20 protein-coding genes are annotated in these 15,869 nt (G+C 66.5%); 8 read left to right on the top strand and 12 right to left on the bottom strand.

Annotation, left to right across the window (positions count from 1 at the left end):
- Positions 1-9: 9 nt before the first annotated feature.
- A complete protein-coding gene (locus tag ACFVVC_RS14700) occupies positions 10-225 on the bottom strand; it encodes a hypothetical protein (RefSeq protein ID WP_387454589.1) in 216 nt (71 codons plus the stop codon).
- Positions 226-379: 154 nt separating this feature from the next.
- On the bottom strand, positions 380-622 hold the full coding sequence (locus tag ACFVVC_RS14695; protein ID WP_387454586.1) for a hypothetical protein: 243 nt from the start codon (positions 620-622) through the stop codon (positions 380-382).
- Positions 623-699: 77 nt separating this feature from the next.
- Here ACFVVC_RS14695 and ACFVVC_RS14690 point away from each other — a divergent pair, with 77 nt between their 5' ends.
- The 4 genes from ACFVVC_RS14690 to ACFVVC_RS14675 all read left to right on the top strand — a co-directional run bounded on the left by ACFVVC_RS14690 (position 700) and on the right by ACFVVC_RS14675 (position 3,029).
- Positions 700-1,167 (top strand): MarR family winged helix-turn-helix transcriptional regulator, encoded by a 468-nt coding sequence (locus ACFVVC_RS14690; RefSeq protein WP_387454583.1) that lies wholly within the window; start codon positions 700-702, stop codon positions 1,165-1,167.
- 89 nt (positions 1,168-1,256) lie between these two features.
- The gene (locus tag ACFVVC_RS14685) at positions 1,257-1,787 is read left to right on the top strand and encodes an SSI family serine proteinase inhibitor (RefSeq protein ID WP_387454580.1); all 531 of its coding nucleotides are present in this window, start codon (positions 1,257-1,259) and stop codon (positions 1,785-1,787) included.
- Positions 1,765-2,697 (top strand): 3-methyladenine DNA glycosylase, encoded by a 933-nt coding sequence (locus ACFVVC_RS14680; RefSeq protein ID WP_387454577.1) that lies wholly within the window; start codon positions 1,765-1,767, stop codon positions 2,695-2,697. Before ACFVVC_RS14685 ends, ACFVVC_RS14680 begins: the two co-directional genes overlap by 23 nt.
- Positions 2,694-3,029, top strand: a complete 336-nt coding sequence (locus tag ACFVVC_RS14675; protein ID WP_387454574.1) for a serine protease inhibitor — start codon at positions 2,694-2,696, stop codon at positions 3,027-3,029. The genes ACFVVC_RS14680 and ACFVVC_RS14675 overlap by 4 nt, the downstream gene beginning before the upstream one ends.
- A 76-nt stretch (positions 3,030-3,105) precedes the next feature.
- Here the strand turns inward: ACFVVC_RS14675 and ACFVVC_RS14670 are convergent, their stop codons facing one another.
- Together ACFVVC_RS14670 and ACFVVC_RS14665 are read right to left on the bottom strand one after the other, a co-directional pair.
- Entirely contained in the window at positions 3,106-6,234 is a 3,129-nt protein-coding gene (locus tag ACFVVC_RS14670) for a S8 family serine peptidase (protein ID WP_387454571.1), read from the bottom strand.
- A 249-nt stretch (positions 6,235-6,483) separates the two neighbouring features.
- On the bottom strand, positions 6,484-6,669 hold the full coding sequence (locus ACFVVC_RS14665) for a hypothetical protein (RefSeq protein ID WP_387454568.1): 186 nt from the start codon (positions 6,667-6,669) through the stop codon (positions 6,484-6,486).
- A gap of 245 nt (positions 6,670-6,914) precedes the next feature.
- Here ACFVVC_RS14665 and purS point away from each other — a divergent pair, with 245 nt between their 5' ends.
- The 3 genes from purS to purL are packed head-to-tail and all read left to right on the top strand — an operon-like array spanning position 6,915 to position 10,259.
- The gene (gene purS, locus ACFVVC_RS14660) at positions 6,915-7,166 is read left to right on the top strand and encodes a phosphoribosylformylglycinamidine synthase subunit PurS (protein ID WP_015935902.1); all 252 of its coding nucleotides are present in this window, start codon (positions 6,915-6,917) and stop codon (positions 7,164-7,166) included.
- Between the two features lies 1 nt (position 7,167).
- Positions 7,168-7,953, top strand: a complete 786-nt coding sequence (gene purQ, locus ACFVVC_RS14655) for a phosphoribosylformylglycinamidine synthase subunit PurQ (protein WP_387454565.1) — start codon at positions 7,168-7,170, stop codon at positions 7,951-7,953.
- The gene (gene purL, locus ACFVVC_RS14650; RefSeq protein WP_387454561.1) at positions 7,950-10,259 is read left to right on the top strand and encodes a phosphoribosylformylglycinamidine synthase subunit PurL; all 2,310 of its coding nucleotides are present in this window, start codon (positions 7,950-7,952) and stop codon (positions 10,257-10,259) included. The genes purQ and purL overlap by 4 nt, the downstream gene beginning before the upstream one ends.
- Positions 10,260-10,333: 74 nt before the next feature.
- Here the strand turns inward: purL and ACFVVC_RS14645 are convergent, their stop codons facing one another.
- From ACFVVC_RS14645 to ACFVVC_RS14630, 4 genes are read right to left on the bottom strand one after another with little or no spacing between them, the layout of a single operon-like run.
- The gene (locus ACFVVC_RS14645; RefSeq protein ID WP_387454558.1) at positions 10,334-10,627 is read right to left on the bottom strand and encodes a DUF503 domain-containing protein; all 294 of its coding nucleotides are present in this window, start codon (positions 10,625-10,627) and stop codon (positions 10,334-10,336) included.
- Positions 10,628-10,636: 9 nt separating this feature from the next.
- Positions 10,637-10,960: a putative quinol monooxygenase gene (locus ACFVVC_RS14640; protein ID WP_387454555.1), complete on the bottom strand. Its 324-nt coding sequence runs from the start codon at positions 10,958-10,960 to the stop codon at positions 10,637-10,639.
- Entirely contained in the window at positions 10,957-11,511 is a 555-nt protein-coding gene (locus ACFVVC_RS14635; protein WP_387454552.1) for a DUF1990 family protein, read from the bottom strand. Before ACFVVC_RS14635 ends, ACFVVC_RS14640 begins: the two co-directional genes overlap by 4 nt.
- A complete protein-coding gene (locus tag ACFVVC_RS14630) occupies positions 11,504-11,929 on the bottom strand; it encodes an MmcQ/YjbR family DNA-binding protein (protein WP_387454754.1) in 426 nt (141 codons plus the stop codon). Before ACFVVC_RS14630 ends, ACFVVC_RS14635 begins: the two co-directional genes overlap by 8 nt.
- A 32-nt stretch (positions 11,930-11,961) precedes the next feature.
- Here ACFVVC_RS14630 and ACFVVC_RS14625 point away from each other — a divergent pair, with 32 nt between their 5' ends.
- Complete coding sequence (locus ACFVVC_RS14625) at positions 11,962-12,990, top strand: isopenicillin N synthase family dioxygenase (RefSeq protein WP_387454549.1); 1,029 nt, start codon at positions 11,962-11,964, stop codon at positions 12,988-12,990.
- Here the strand turns inward: ACFVVC_RS14625 and ACFVVC_RS14620 are convergent.
- From ACFVVC_RS14620 to ACFVVC_RS14605, 4 genes are all read right to left on the bottom strand, one after another.
- On the bottom strand, positions 12,987-13,412 hold the full coding sequence (locus ACFVVC_RS14620) for a CoA-binding protein (RefSeq protein WP_387454546.1): 426 nt from the start codon (positions 13,410-13,412) through the stop codon (positions 12,987-12,989). The genes ACFVVC_RS14625 and ACFVVC_RS14620 overlap by 4 nt on opposite strands.
- Before the next feature lie 61 nt (positions 13,413-13,473).
- Positions 13,474-14,373: a hypothetical protein gene (locus ACFVVC_RS14615; RefSeq protein ID WP_387454543.1), complete on the bottom strand. Its 900-nt coding sequence runs from the start codon at positions 14,371-14,373 to the stop codon at positions 13,474-13,476.
- The gene (locus tag ACFVVC_RS14610) at positions 14,370-14,921 is read right to left on the bottom strand and encodes an RNA polymerase sigma factor (RefSeq protein ID WP_387454540.1); all 552 of its coding nucleotides are present in this window, start codon (positions 14,919-14,921) and stop codon (positions 14,370-14,372) included. Before ACFVVC_RS14610 ends, ACFVVC_RS14615 begins: the two co-directional genes overlap by 4 nt.
- A gap of 273 nt (positions 14,922-15,194) precedes the next feature.
- The gene (locus ACFVVC_RS14605) at positions 15,195-15,566 is read right to left on the bottom strand and encodes a DUF1508 domain-containing protein (protein ID WP_387454537.1); all 372 of its coding nucleotides are present in this window, start codon (positions 15,564-15,566) and stop codon (positions 15,195-15,197) included.
- Positions 15,567-15,869 lie beyond the last annotated feature (303 nt).

The following is a 15,869-nucleotide window of genomic DNA, read 5'->3' as shown; positions in this document are numbered from 1 at the left end:
TTTTGCGTATCAGGACTCCCGGTCCAGGTCTTCCCGGCGCACGGCGTAGTGGTGGCCTGTTGAATCGGTTTCCACCACGAAATGCGAAAGGTCCTCTTCGGAGGCCTGCTCAAATTCGTCGTGTTTGTGCACCACGGGCGTGTCGGCATCCAGCCGGGTGGCAGGGCCGAAGAAGAAGCGGAGCCTCTCGGTCAGGCCCATGAAACCGCTGAGGACATGTGCCACTATTTTCCACCCCCTTCCCGAACCTCGGGAGAAAGCTGCTGCCTCCGACCGGAAGCAGTGCCCTCATTCTAATCCCGGGGCCGGAAAAAGGCGCCGGTCGGCGCAGTGCGGCAGGGCTGGCGCAGTGCGGAAGGGCTGGCGCAGGGTGGCTAGGCTAGCGCAGGGAGCGGTCTTCAGGGTTCCTGGGGACCACATACGTGCTGCCGTCAGGCCTGGTAATGGTCTCCCACTGCTGGGTTTCCGCCTGGCGCTGCGCGAGCAGCCGGAGGTTTTCCTCGGTCATGTCGTGCCCCAGCGCAGAGCGGTTGGCCGGGCCGAAGACAGCCCTGAGTTTTCCCGTGGCGCGCATAAAGCGCTGGGAGGCGTTGCCTTTGTCCCCGGACCTGTCCCTGGCCATGACCGCGTTCCTTCCATTACTGCTCGTGTCCAACAAATGTACACTAATTATTAGTGCCCTAACAGTGTGAGGAAGCCATGACCGCCACATCTCCCGTCGATGCCGTCCAGGATGAAGACCTGCTGCTGGAACACCAGCTATGCTTTGCCCTGACGGTGGCCGCCCGCAGCGTCGTGGGCGCCTACAAGCCGGTGCTCGAAAAGCTCAACCTCACGCACCCGCAGTACCTGGTGATGCTGTGCCTGTGGGAGACCAGCCCGCGTACGGTACGGAACATCAGTGAGGCGTTGGCCCAGGAGCCGGCCACCATCTCTCCGCTCCTGCGCAGGCTCGAGGCGGCAGGGTTGATTACCCGGGACCGCGCGGAAGGTAACGAACGTGCCCTCGCGGTTGCCCTGACGCCCGAAGGAAGGGCCCTCCGGAAACAAGCACTGCAGGTTCCGGGGACCATGATGGAACGGCTGGGCCTCACCCGGGAACAGGTGACCGAACTGCACGCGTCCATGATGGGACTCATCGCCGCCACGTTGGAGCGCACGCGCTGACTGGCCAACCATCAAGCGGCCCACCCGCCGGCCCGGGGGTTTCCGCAACACGGGCGACTAGAATTGCATGACGAAGGGGAGGTGGCCTGATGCGTAACCTACGGTTGGCCGCTGCGGTCCTGGCCATGAGTGCCGGGCTGCTCTCCGGCTGCAGCAGCTCGTCCAACGGCGGGCCCTCCGCGTCCAGCAGTTCACCCGCAGCGCCCTCCGCCGATACTGAAACTTCGCCGGCGGCTCCTGCGCCCGCAACCTCACGTCCCGGCAACGGGCCCGGGCAGGGAAACGCCGAGCTTGCCATTACCGTGGTGCCATCCGAGGGCGTACCCGCGCTCGACTACACCCTGGTCTGCACCTCCGGAACCCCCGCCGCGGAAAGCAGCCACCCGGATCCCGCTGCTGCCTGCGCGGCCCTCAAGGCAAACCCCGCCATCGTTGCTCGTGCCGCCCTGGGAAGCGCCCGGCCCTGCACCCAGCAGTATGGCGGCCCGCAGAAAGCGACCGTAAAGGGGGTCGTGGAGGGCGTCGCCGTCGAATCCTCCTTCGCCCGGACCAACGGCTGTGAAATCAGTGCATGGGATGCTGCCAAGGATGTGCTCGGTGCCGCCGGTGGAGCCTCTTAGCCTGCTGGCGGAGGACAGCGCGCAGGCCCGGGAGGAAGCCCACCTGCAGCGCGTCAGCCGCTACGCCGATCCTTACCTTGCCCGCCGGTCGGCTGGCCAAAAGCATCCGGTGGAGGATTTCCTTTTCACCTATTACACCCAGAAGCCGGGCCAGTTGAAGCGCTGGCACCCGGGGGCCGGGGCCGTCCTCACCGGCGGGCAGGCAGCCGCCCGGCAGGGGTGGAAGCACTACCGGACGCTCGACGACGGCGAGCTTGCCTCGCTGGGGCTGGCTGCGGGGAGCACGGCAGTCACCTTTGACCGGGCAGCCTTCCTTGCCGACCGCAAGGAGGCAGTGGCGTTCGCCGGGGTGATCCTTCGCGGCACGGCGGCACGGCCCGCACAGTTCGGCTGCTTCGGCCTGCATGAATGGGCCATGGTCTACCGGCAGGACAAGTTCGACCTCCGCCACGAATACCTGCACCTCCGGCTGGGATCAGCGGGTACGGACAAGGTGGTGGAGGACAACAAGATCCGGTGCACCCACTTTGACGCGTTCCGGTTCTACACCCCTGATGCCATTCCGCTCAACGAGTTTTCACCCAGCCGGGAATCGCAGCGCCACATGGAGCAGCCGGGCTGCCTGCACGCCAACATGGACCTCTACAAGTGGGCGTACAAGCTGCTTCCGGCCCTTTCGAGCGAACTGGTCATGGACTGCTTCGAACTCTCCTGGCGCATCCGGGCCATGGACATGCAGGCTTCCCCGTACGACCTCGCCGAGTGGGGCTACCCCGCCATTCCCATCGAAACTCCGCAGGGCAAGGCTTCCTACGTTGAGCACCAGCGCAATTTTGCCGCTGAGGCTGCCGCCTTGCGGGAGAGGCTTGCGCTGGACCTTGACGCCCTCGCTGCGGGAGCGCCGATGTGATCGATCTGTCCATCAGCGTCCGGGAGGCCCCGGATGCCCCCGAGTACGTTTTCCGGCTGCTGGTGGCGGAGGACGGAACTCCGGTGGCCGGGACCACCCTGCCGGCCCCCGAGGCCGCCCTGGCGGCCGTGGAGGAATTCGGGGAGGACATCTTCTTTCCCCGGCCCGGGCCACCGAGGCTGTGCACCCAGCAGTACGGCGGACCCCAGGTCGCCGTCGTTTCCGGCACATTCCACGGACGCGCAGTCCATTCGGTCTTCACCCGGACGGACGGCTGCGAGATCGCCCGGTGGAAGGCCATGGCTCCCCTGCTGGGCGGCAGCGCCGCCTGACCGCCGCCAGCCGGGCGCGAAAAAGGGTCCCGGACGAATAATCGTCCGGGACCCTCCCCCCATGCTCAGGTGATGGTCAGGCTCCGGGGACTGCCTGCGCAATGCCCATCCGGGGAGCGCCGGCCGGAGCCTGGGCAGAGCCGGAACCCACCTGCACGTTGACCCAGGTCTTGATGCCGTTGCTGCCCAGGCTCAGCCGCGAAAGGTACGAGCCTTCAGCAAGGCCGGTCCAGTTCAGGGTGGCCGAGGTGGCCGTCCCATTGGGTGCCACGATCGGGTTGGGGTTGACGGTGAGGTTGCCGGCGTCGCCCGCAAAGCTCACAGCCTGGACCGAGGCACTGGCCGGCCCGTTGTCCGGGGTGGCGTACAGGTTGGCCACCACGTAGTAGGTGCCTGCCCGCGGCGATTCCAGGTCCAGGAACTCGCTCGCGGAGGCCGTTGCCACCTGGGTGGCCGTCAAGCCGCCCGAACCGTTCGGTGCGTACACCACCATGTCCCAGTCGACGTCGTTCGACTGCGCCTGGATGCCAAGCCGCGCGAAGGTGGAGCCGGCCGGAACCTCTACCTGGACCAGCGCATTGTGGGCGTCATTTGTGGGTGCATACCCGCCCGGGGTTTTGGTGATGGCGGTCTGACTCAGGGGCGCCAGGCCTTCCACCCCGACGGCAATGGGGCTGTCCGAGCCCGACACCAGCTCCATGGAGCCGCTTCCCGCTCCGGTGGCCGAGCTGAACGAGAACGACGGAGCGATCTGGGCATCGACCGGGCGGATGGCAATCGGCGATGTGACGGTTCGCGGCCCCTTCCAGGTGAGGCTTCCGGTACTGAACTTGCCGACCGGTGCGCTGACGTTCCGGATCGTCAGGGTTACTTCACGCGTTTGTCCGGCTTTGGCGAAGTTCAGCGCCTTGGGCTCGACGTTGACGTTGAAGCCCGGCATGTTCACTTCGGGCCGGTACATGCCCGGCACCAAGGCCGTCAGCTTGCGCTTGACCTGGACTTCGCCCACGAGGCTGCCCAAGGCGACCGAGGGAAGGTTGAGGTCGCGGGCAGCGATGGAGCCGGCCTGCGGGGCCCCTGTTTCAACGCCTTGTCCGTTCAGGAAACCAAGCCAGTCCTGGATGCCGGAGTCGTAAACGAGGCCTGGATCGAGGACGCGGGTGGAGTCGATGTGGCCGGCGCCGCCCTGGAACGGATCCGTATTGGGCGAACCATCCGCATTCACCAGCGGGTAGGCCGTGGTCATCATGGCGGACTTCACCGTGGCGGGTGACCATTTCGGCTGCTTGCCAAGCACCAGGGCACCGAAACCGGCAATGTGCGGCGCGGCCATGGACGTGCCGGACATGAATCCGAACTGGTCGCCATGGTTGCCGATCGTGGAGACGCCGGCGAGCACGTTCACGCCCGGGGCCGAGATATCGGGCTTGAGCAGGTCACCGCCCGATGCCAAGGTGGGCCCGCGGGACGAGAAGCCCGCGATCTGGGGCGCCGGCGCCGGGGGAAGTCCGGTCAGGTCACCCTTGACCAGGCTCACCGTCAGTGCCGTGTTTGCCTGCAGCTTCGACTTCAGTTCCAGGCTCTTGGGGGCGTTGACATGGACAGTGGGAATGACGTGGTTGTCGGCGTCCTCGGAGCTGTTGGTGAGATTCACCAGGATCATGCCAACGCCGCCCTTGTTCTGGACTTCCTGGCTCTTGGCTGTCCGGTCCACGACTCCACGGTCACAGACCACCACTTTGCCGGCCACCTTGGCGGGGTCCAGGGTTCCGGGACCGCACAGGTTGGCGTTTGCCGCCCCGGGGGCCGCGGCAGCAGCGGCCACCACGACGGGCTTGTCCGCAACCTCGGATTTCATGATGGACGCGCCGCGGTACAGCGAGCCATCGGAAACCTTGACCGTTCCCACCAGGTCGCTGGGGAAAGTTGAGGCGGCCACGGTGGTCAGCCACGGTGAGGCATGGTTCACGGTGGAGGCTGTCGGGCCGGAGTTGCCGGCCGAGGCCGACACGAAGACGCCTGCGGCGGCTGCGTTAAGGAAAGCGAGCGCCACGGGATCAGTGGTGCTGTTGTTGTTGCCCGAAATTGAGTAGTTCAGGACGTCCACGCCGTCCTTGATGGCTGCGTCGACGGCCTCAACCGACGATGACGAGTAGCAGCCGCCGGTGTCCGGGTTGGTGTCCTCCCAGCAGACCTTGTAGACCGCTACCTTGGCTGCCGGAGCCACGCCGGAGCTCTTTCCGAAGCTGGCTCCATCGATGACCTGCTCGACGTTGGCGTTGCCGGCTGCCGTTGTTGCCGTATGGGTACCGTGGCTGCCCACGTCCACCGGGGAAATCTGCTCCTCGGGGGCGCGGTCGCCGGAGGGTACGTACTGGAGGAAAGAGTCGGCGAAGTAGCGGGCGCCGATCACCTTGGAGTTGCAGAGCGAGCCGTCAAAGCCGGCCCCGGTTCCCTGGCCTTTTTTGCATTCGCCTTCGAAGGTGGTTCCGTCCGACTTGAGCATCGCAATCTTGCCGTCGCCGGTGCGGTAGGGGACGCCCACCTGCGGCGTCCCTTGCAGGGGCTGCAGCGGCTCGCCCTGGAGGAAGGGGTTGTCAGGTGCGTAGCCGGAGTCGATGACGCCCACCACTACGCCCTTGCCGGCGTTGGCTTCACCCCCGAACTGCTTGGCCCAGGTCCCGTCCGGACCGGTGAGTTTGAGGAAGTCGGTGGTGGTGTAGTCGGGCTTGTTCTCAACGTCTGGCGCCACCACAAGCACGCGTTTGTCCTTGGACAGTTCGGCGGCCTGGTGAGCGGTCAGTTCCGCAGTGAATCCGTTGAGTGCGGCGGTGTACTGCTTGGCCGGGGATACCCCCTGGGCGGCAGCAACGTCACGCTGCTGCTGGCGCAGGTGCGCGTCGTAGGCCTTGTAATTAGGGCTGCCCGCATCCAGTTTGCGGCCTTGCTGCGGCTTGGTTGCGCCAAGTCCGGCGGCTCCCCCTTCGTAGGCTGCGGCAGCCGGGCCGGCCAGAACCACGATGTACCGGCCATCCTTGAACTGGCTGTCTTTCGTAGTGGCGGCATTCTCGAGGCCTTGGCTCCCCGGCGCCGCCGTGGCCGGCGTTACTGCCAGCGAGCTTATGAGGAGGGGCAACCCAACAGCCAGGGCGGCCGCTTTCCGAAGTCCCCCAGCCCGCAAGGGGCTCTTTCCAGTTGATTTCACGCGCAACCCTTTCACGATGTACCGCCCAGACTTGGTGGGCGCCCCAAACGACTGGAACTGCAGAAGGAATTACAGATCCTGTAATTACCTGAGACCAGACTGTTCACAGAGTACAGACTGAGAGCGCGATATGACATAGAGCACATCTTGGAAATTTCCGCTTGTCATATCCGTGCCGCCGGAGCGTCCGGACATACAAAAGGGCGCCCCGAAGGACGCCCCGGAGTTACAGGGGAAGAATCTGCGCGGCTAGTGGCGGGGGGTCCGCACCACGTCGCTGATCCACTGCCTGGTCTTCTCATCCAACGGGCCCGCAACCCGCGTTTCGCGGGCCGCGCGGTCTGCTTTCACCTTCTGCAGCACCATCCTGCCCAGGCCGGCAAACACGGCAGCGGCAACCATCGGCAACAGCACGGACTTGGAATTTTGCGCCATCAACCAATCCTAGTGAACGCCCACCGGCAACTCCAGAAGCACATCCTTCCGGCTTCCACCCGGCCCTCCCGGACGGGGTTCCGGTCCCTGAACCTGCAGGATGCGGCGGCATGGGCCCGGGCCGGTAGAATGATAGGGCAAGCTCGCGGAGCGCCCGTCCACCATGTCCCCCGACACCCCGGTACGGCGTGAGACGGCACCACTCCGCTGCGCCCTTAACCAAGCTCACGCACAGGAGTTGCCGGATGCCCCGGATCGTTGTTGACGTCATGCCCAAGCCCGAGATTCTGGACCCGCAGGGGAAGGCGATCGTTGGCGCTCTCCCCCGGCTGGGCTTCACCAGCTTCAGCTCTGTCCGCCAGGGCAAGCGCTTCGAACTGACAGTTGACGGCGAGGTGACGGAAGAGATCCTGGCCCAGGCCCGCGATGCCGCCGAAACCCTCCTGTCCAACCCCGTGATCGAAGACGTCGTCAACGTCGAGGTCGTCGAGGCCTGAGATGACTGAACTTCCCCTGATCGGCGAGGCAGTCGCCGTCGCCGCGGAGCCGCGCCTCGCCGGCGCCCGGATCGGCGTCGTGACCTTCCCCGGAACCCTTGACGACCGCGACGCCGCCCGCGCCGTGCGCCTGGCCGGTGCCACCGCCGTCGAACTCTGGCACGGCGACACGGAACTCGGCGACGTGGACGCCGTGGTCATCCCCGGCGGCTTCTCGTACGGCGACTACCTGCGCGCCGGCGCCATCGCCCGCTTCGCCCCGCTGATGTCAAAGATCATCGATGCCGCCAACAGCGACGCCAAGCTCCCCGTGCTGGGCATCTGCAACGGCTTCCAGATCCTCACCGAGTCGCACCTGCTGCCCGGTTCCATGATCAAGAACGACCACCTGAAGTTCCTCTGCCGCGACCAGGTGCTGCGCGTCGAGAACACGAACACCGCTTGGACGCTGGACTACGACGCGGGCCAGGAGATCACCATCCCGCTGAAGAACCAGGACGGGCAGTACATCGCGGACGAGAAGACCCTGGACGCCCTCGAGGCCGAGGGCCGCGTTGTGTTCCGCTACGTGGGCTTCAACCCGAACGGCTCCCGCCGCGACATTGCCGGCATCTCCAACGCCGCCGGCAACGTGGTGGGCCTCATGCCGCACCCTGAGCACGCCGTTGAGCCGGGCTTCGGCCCCGAGGCTGCGTTCTCCCGTGAGACGGGTGCCGGCGGTTCCGACACTGACGGCCTCGGCTTCTTCACCTCCGTACTGAACAAGATTGTGGGAGGCGACAAGTGACCACCGAAACCACCAAGAAGTTCAACATCGACACCGTCGAGAACGCAGCCAAGACTCCGGACACCGAGCTGCCCTGGGCTGAACTTGGCCTGAAGCAGAACGAGTTCGACGAGATCGTCAAGGTCCTGGGCCGCCGCCCCACCGGCGCCGAACTGGCCATGTACTCCGTCATGTGGAGCGAGCACTGCTCCTACAAGTCCTCCAAGAACCACCTGCGCCAGTTCGGCCAGAAGGTCACGGAGGAGATGAAAAAGGACATGCTGGTGGGCATCGGCGAAAACGCCGGTGTTACCAACCTGGGGGACGGCTGGGCCGTCACCTTCAAGATCGAATCGCACAACTCGCCGTCGTTCGTTGAGCCTTACCAGGGCGCCGCGACCGGCATCGGCGGCATTGTCCGCGACATCATCTCCATGGGCGCCCGCCCCGTGGCCGTCATGGATCCGCTGCGGTTCGGCGCGATCGACCACCCGGACACCGCCCGCGTCATGCACGGCGCCGTGGCCGGCATCGGCGGCTACGGCAACTCCCTGGGCCTGCCGAACATCGGCGGTGAGATGGTGTTCGATTCCGTCTACCAGGGCAACCCGCTGGTCAATGCACTGGCAGTCGGCGTCATGCGCCACGAGGACATCCGGCTGGCCAACGCCTCCGGCAAGGGCAACAAGGTGGTCCTGTTCGGTGCGCGCACCGGCGGCGACGGCATCGGCGGCGCCTCCGTGCTGGCCTCCGAGTCCTTCGATGACACCAAGCCCTCCAAGCGCCCCGCCGTGCAGGTGGGCGACCCCTTCGCGGAAAAGGTGCTCATCGAGTGTTGCCTGGAGCTCTTCAAGGGCTCCCTGGTGGAAGGCATCCAGGACCTCGGCGCCGCAGGCATCTCCTGCGCCACGTCGGAGCTGGCCTCCAACGGCGACGGCGGCATGCAGGTTGAGCTGACCTCGGTCCTGCTGCGCGACCCCACGCTGACGCCGGGCGAGATCCTGATGTCCGAGTCGCAGGAACGCATGATGGCCGTGGTCACCCCCGAGAACGTGGAAGCGTTTGAGGCCGTGATGGACAAATGGGCTGTCGAGTATTCCTGGCTGGGCGAGGTGACCGACACCGGCCGCCTCATCATCACGTGGGAAGGCGCCGTGATTGTCGACGTCGATCCCCGCACCGTGGCCCACGACGGCCCGGTCTACGACCGCCCGTTCGCCCGCCCCGTGTGGCAGGACGCCGTCCAGGCCGACACCTTCACGGGATCCGTGCAGGACGCCGGCCGCCCGGCCGCTCCTGCTGAGCTGGCCAAGGCCGTCACCGAACTCGTGGCATCGCCGAACATGTGCTCCAAATCCTGGATCACCAACCAGTACGACCGGTACGTCGGCGGCAACACCTCCATGGCGTTCCCCGATGACGCCGGCGTGGTCCGCGTGGACGAGGAATCAGGCCTGGGCGTTGCCCTGGCCACCGACGCCAACGGCCGCTACACCTACCTCGATCCATACCACGGTGCGCAGCTGGCCCTGGCGGAGGCCTACCGCAACGTGGCCACCGCGGGCGCCATCCCCATGGCCGTCAGCGACTGCCTGAACTTCGGCTCCCCCGAGGACCCGGACGTCATGTGGCAGCTCGCCGAGGCCATCCGCGGCCTGTCCGACGCCTGCATGGTGCTGGGCATCCCGGTCACCGGCGGCAACGTGTCGCTGTACAACCAGACGGGCACCACGCCTATCCACCCCTCCCCCGTGGTGGCGGTCCTGGGCAAGCTCGACGACGTTGCGCGCCGCACGCCGTCGGGCTGGCGCGAAGACGGCCAGGCCATCTACCTGCTGGGCACCACGGGCGCCGAGCTGGATGGTTCCGAGTGGGCGAACATGCGAGGCCATCTGGGCGGCCAGCCGCCGAAGGTGGACCTTGAGGCCGAACGCGCCCTGGGCGAGATCCTGATCAACGCGTCCCGCGACGGCATGATCGACTCCGCGCACGACCTCTCCGAAGGCGGCCTCGCGGCTGCCCTGGTTGAGTCTTCGCTGCGCTACGGCGTCGGCGCCCGGATCGCCCTGCAGGACATCGTGGACCGGGACGGCGTGGACCTGTTCACGGCGCTCTTCTCCGAGTCGCAGGGCCGTGCCGTGGTTGGCGTTCCCCGTTCCGAGGAAGTCCGCTTCACGGATATGTGCACCGCCCGCGGCTTCGCCCACGCCCGCATCGGCGTCGTGGACGCAGCCAGCGGCACCCTGGACATCAATGGCGTGGAGAGCCTGTCCCTGGACGCCCTCCGTGAAGCCCATGAGGGGACGCTGCCGAAGTACTTCGGCTAGGCCCCACAGAACGCGGACGGACACTCAAGCCCATAGAGTGGGCTTTGGGTGTCCGTCCGCATTGAATGACCGGTTCAGTCCTCGCTGTGGAGCTCCCGCTGGCGGGCGCTGAGCAGCTCAATCTCCGGCAGCCCCGCCACGAAGCGTTCGACGGCGGAAAGCACCTCCACGAGGTGCGCCCGGTCAGCGGAGACCAGGCCAACGCCGATACTGGTCCGGCGGTGTTGGTCCTGGTCTCCCACCTCGGCCACCGAGACATCGAAGCGGCGCCTTACTTCAGCCAGCAGGGGCCGGACGACCGAGCGTTTCTCCTTGAGGCTGTGGACAGGTCCCAGCAGTATGTCGAATTCGATCCAACCGATCCACATGCCCCCATGCTAGGCCTGGATGGTGAGTTCGCCCATCAGGTCCCAGCCTTCGCCGTCGAACTGGCGGCTGACGATTTTCGGTGTTTCCACAAGGGCCTGCGGCATGTCCGCCATGGCCTTCTTGAAGTGGTCACTGTTGACGTGGTCGCCGGCGGCGTCGTCCTTGAAGGCTTCCACCAGGACGTACTCGTTGGGGTCCTCCAAGCTGCGGGACCAGTCGAACCACAGGTTGCCCGGTTCCTGCCGGGTGGCCTGGGTGAAGTCCGCAACGAGGTCCGGCCAGCGTTCAGACCATTCGGGCTTGACCTTGAACTTGACGACGATAAAGATCACTGGGATGTTCCTTCCGCGGCGAGAGAGCGTGCCCCTTCAATGTACCGGGAAGTAACGTGCCGCTGCGCCGCGCGGGTTACCAGTCCGCCGGCGGCGTAGAACCAGTTGGCGGGCTTGCTGAAGGCACGGATTCGAAGCCACACCGCTCCCTGGCCGTCAAGCTCCACTTCGAAGGACTCCTCGCCACGGGCGGGGTGGCCGGGAAGCGTACCGTAGCCAAAGCCGGCGGATTGCGGGCCGTCCAGGTTCGACGGTTCGTGGACCCACACCACTTGGCACGGCGCATTAAGGCGGAAGGGCCCGACGCCGAATCCGCTCACCACGCGAGCACCGGGAACCGCCCTCGGCGACCCCGGACGGACCCGCAGCCCTGCCCGCCGCTGCAGCTCCCAGCCCAGGATGCCGTCCGCGACGCGCCGGTAGACTTCCGGCCCGGAGCCAAGGAATGCCTCCTTGAGGACACGGCCATACCCAGCCGGCGCTGCGCCGGTTTCGGTGCTGCCGATGCCGGGGTAGTTCAGGCCACTCCCAGGCTGTCCCTCCTTAGTCATCGCCGCCGGCCCTTTCGAGGCGCGCCCACCCCAGTTGCTCCTGCTGCTTCCGGCTCAGGCCGGCCACCACCAGGTCATAGGAGTCCTCCACCATGTCCCGGATCATCGCCGCAGGCAGGTTGCCATCAAGACGCACGCCGTTCCAATGGGTCTTGTTCATATGCCACGCACCGGTGATCTCGGGGTGCACTGCGCGCAGCTGTACCGCCAGGGCCGGTTCACACTTCAGGCTCACCGAAAAGTCGCGCTCGTCCATGGTGGACAATGCGAACAGCTTGGCCTCGTGCTGGGCGCCCCCGGCGATGTGGGCACGGACCTTGAAGACTGAGGTTTCCGGGCCGAACGGAAAATCTTCGTACGCTCCCGGGAACGAAAGGCAAATCGTCCGCAGCTCAGTTGGGTCATGAAGGAAGCCTATAAAGCCGGGCTGCGCGGTGCTAGTCTGCGAGCATGTCACACGACCAGGGCGCCATACCTGTTCTGGACCTGCATTCCGCACGGCAGGCGGACGGCTCTTTCAGCCCGGAATTCATCGAACAGCTGCGTCACGCCACCCACAATGTCGGGTTCTTCCAAATCACGGGATACGGGGGCAGGCCAGGGCAGGCCGAACAGCTTCTGGACATTATCCGGCGGTTCTTCAATCTCCCGCTGGACGAGCGGATGAAGCTGGACAACCGTTTGTCACCGCACTTCCGCGGCTACACCCGGATGGGTACCGAAGTCACCCAGGGGCGTGCGGACGCCCGGGAACAGATCGACTATTCGCCGGACCGCGAGCCGGTTACGGAGGTCCCGTCAGACCAGCCTTACTGGCTTTTGCAAGGCCCCAACCTCTGGCCGGGTGAGGCGTTCCCCGAACTCCGCCCGGCCGCCATGGAATGGGCCGGGCTGATGTCGGGTGTGGGCATGGAACTGCTCAGGGCCATCGCCGTCTCGCTACGGCTCCCCGAAGACTACTTCGACGAGCCTTTCCGGGATGCTCCCGCCTGGATGGGCAAGCTGGTGCACTATGTGGGCGGGGTGGTGGAGGCCGCAGGCGACCAGGGCGTTGGCTCGCACGCTGACTACGGCTTCGTGACCCTGTTGCTGCAGGACAATGTGGGCGGACTTGAAGTGCTGCCGCCGGGAACCAGCCGATGGCTGCCGGTGGAACCGCTGCCGGGGGCGCTGGTGGTGAACCTGGGCGAGATGCTGGAGGTAGCCACCGAGGGGTACCTCGCGGCCACCATCCACCGGGTCCAGGCGCCGCCACCGGGCGTCGACCGCTACTCGGTACCGTTCTTCTGGTCCCCCCGGCTGGACGCGGTGATCCAGCCGGTCCCCCTGGCTCCAGAGCTGAAGGCGGCGGCCCGAGGTATCACTGATGATCCCTCCAACCCCCTGTTGGCGTCTTTTGGCCTGAACATGCTCAAAGGCCGCATGCGTGCTCATCCGGATGTCACCGAGCGGCACTATCCGGAGCTGATGAAGCGCTAGAGGTTGTACTTCCAGGCCAGTTGGGCCGGGCAGGCGTTCATCACCACGTCCAGGCCCGCCGCCTTGGCGCGTTCCGCGGCGGCTTCGTCGATAACCCCCAGCTGCAGCCATACGGCTTTGGCGCCCGTGGCGATGGCCTGGTCCACCACGTCACCCACCCGCTGCGAGTTCACAAAGCAGTCCACGACGTCGATGGGCCGTTTTTCCGCCGGAATGTCGGCGAGGGTGCGGTACCCGGTTTCGCCATGGACAGGATCGCCCGGCAGGTTGACCGGAACGATCTCCATGCCGAGCTTGTCACGGATGAACAGCGACGTATCGTAGGCGGCGCGCCACTCATTAGTGGTGAGGCCCACGATAGCCCACCGCCCTTTGGTGCGCATGAGGCGTTCGATGACTGCGGGATCGTTGGTGTGGCCCATGCGATCAGCCTACGCTGCAGCTTCCGGGGCCGTTTATCCCCGGCAATGGTTGGGCCACGAACTACTTCGCCGGGGATCCAGTCCGAGCGCTGCCTTGGCCCGGCGCCTGGACCGCTGGTGCGGGCGCAGCAGCTGACTTGGGCGCGGCTGCGCCGGGTCCATCTTGGCCCCCTGCCGGGGTGATCGCCCCTGGCGCGTCCTGCTTGCCCGTTCCAGGCGCCCCCGATGGCGCGGCGTCCGCCGCGGGTGGGGCGCCGCTGTCGCTCCGGCTGCGACCGTTCCCGTCCGTCACGCCTCCAGGCGCGGCGGGGAAAGCAGCCCCGGGAGGGGCCGGCACGCAGGCTCCCGGTCCGCTGCCGTCGTCGTGCGTGGAAGGTCCGCCGCAGCTTCGCCGGCCGCCACGGCCGGCCACTCCGGCAGAGCCTTCAAGATGACGGGACGCGTGGCTTCCGTCTTGCGCGGCCGCGGCGGACGAGGCGGATGAAACCGGGCCCGGGACTTCCCCGTCGGCGGCGATGGCCGGCGACCGGTAGCCGCCTCCTGCGGCCGAAGCACTGGTTGTGGACGGCGGGCTCCACGGTGGCGTCCATATCGCCACCAGCTGCTGCACTGGGCCGCCTCCGGGCACTGTGGAGCTCGCGGCCACCCCGCCAACTCCCAATCCCATCCCGGCCACCAGGACGAGGCCCAGCGCGGTCGGGCGGTGGCGCCGCCGACGACGCCGCGCGAGGTCGTCGTCGGGTGCCTCCCGGGCAGGAGGATGTTCCACGGTGTCTCCCACCGCGGGCGGACCGGCCGGTGCCAGCAAAGCGGCGAGCTCCCCGCCGGGTGCCGGGGCGGGGAGCGATGCCAGCGCGCCCAGAGAGAGCAGCGTGGCGCGGAGTTCGTGATCATCGCCGCAGCCGGCGTCCTCGAGCATGTCGTCGACAAGGGAGGCAAGGTTGCTTGATGGTGGTGTCATGGCGCGAGGTACTCCTTCACTGACGCCAGTTCCCGGAGTTTCAGCAGCGCACGGCGCTGGAGCTGCTTCACGGAGCCGGGGCTCTTGTCCATGGCCTCCGCCGCCTGTTCCACGGTCAGGCCTCCCACCAAGCGAAGCGAAAGCACTTCGCGCTGGTCTTGGGGCAACCCGGACAGGAGCCCCAGGACCTCGCCGGGCGAGATGTTTCGCAGGGCTTCTTTTTCGGCGGAGGTGTCTTCGCGCTGGTCCAGCTCGGGCTCAAACGGCAGCTTTACCGGGTGACGGCTTTGGCGCCGGTGATCGTCCACCATGCGGGCATGGGCAACGCTGAAGATGAAGGTCCGCAGTCCCGCTTCCCCTCCCCGCACGGTATCGAGGCGGGGCAGGACGGAAAGGAACACTTCCTGCATGGCCGCCTCCGGATCCTCGACTCCTCGGGCCGCAAGGTAGCCCAGGACTTGTGATGCGTACGTTTTGTAGACGAGGCTGAAGGCAGCAGGCCCGGGGACGGTATGGTCCGGGGCCGCATCTGTCTGTGCATCGGTCACTGACGTGGTGCTTTCAATCAAAAGGGCGTGGGTCAGGGTAGCGTCTCACGTGGATCCGGAACGCTCCTCTTACATTACCCTTCAGTAACCTCGCTGGCCGGTGATCGCCACGGGACGCCGCCCGCGCGGCGGCCTTGCCAAGAGATCAAAAGGGCCGGCCTGGAACGTGATGGGGGACAGGTTCCAGACCGGCACTTCACAGGGGTAATCGCTGCGGACCCTTGCAGGGTTACGCCCTTGCGAAAGTTTTTTGGACTTTTTTTCCGAGGGTCCTCAGCGGGCAGCTGCTGTGGTCCAACGCGGCGGCGAGGCCTGCCTGCGCGGCGTCTTCGCCAAGGCGTAGGCGTGCAGCCTCACCGGCAGCCGCCGGTCATCGCACGCGGGCACGACGACGGCGGGCAGGTCGCCGGGAGCGGCGTCGGTGGCCGCGGCGGGGACAGCGGGGGGACGGGAGACTGAGACGGCGGGGCTGAGGTCGGTCACCAGGCCTGTCCCGGCACATTCACGCACGGCCGCGATACCGGCAGCTACCGCCGCCTTGTCCTCGAAGCCTTGCGAGACGGCCATAACCGACCCATCGGGCCCCAGCAGCCGGAACCTGTAAAGCAGCTCCGGATCAAGAAAAACTTCAAAGTTTCCTGCCACGGCATGTCCTTCCGGTCTGGTGATTTCGACCGGCGACGGCTCTCCGCGGGTGCATCACTGCACCCGCCAAACGCGTGGTGGAATCGTCCGCTGATCAGTTCAAATGGTGTTAACGAGTCTGGCTGCGGCGCCTGCAGGGCTACAAGACCAACCGCGTTAAGCCTGTGTAAATTACTGCCCACGCCGCCAAAGACCAGCGGCGGGCCCCCACCCAAACCGGGGGCCCCCCCCCCCGGGAAACGCCTGGCCCGGGGCGTGTGGGGGGGTTTTGTGGTGGTGTAAAACCCAGGGGTGGTGACCGTG

Origin of the sequence: Pseudarthrobacter sp. NPDC058196 (assembly GCF_042882685.1) — a bacterium.
In the GTDB taxonomy this organism is placed as follows: Bacteria; Actinomycetota; Actinomycetes; order Actinomycetales; family Micrococcaceae; genus Arthrobacter.
This window is presented reverse-complemented; position numbering and strand designations above follow the sequence as displayed.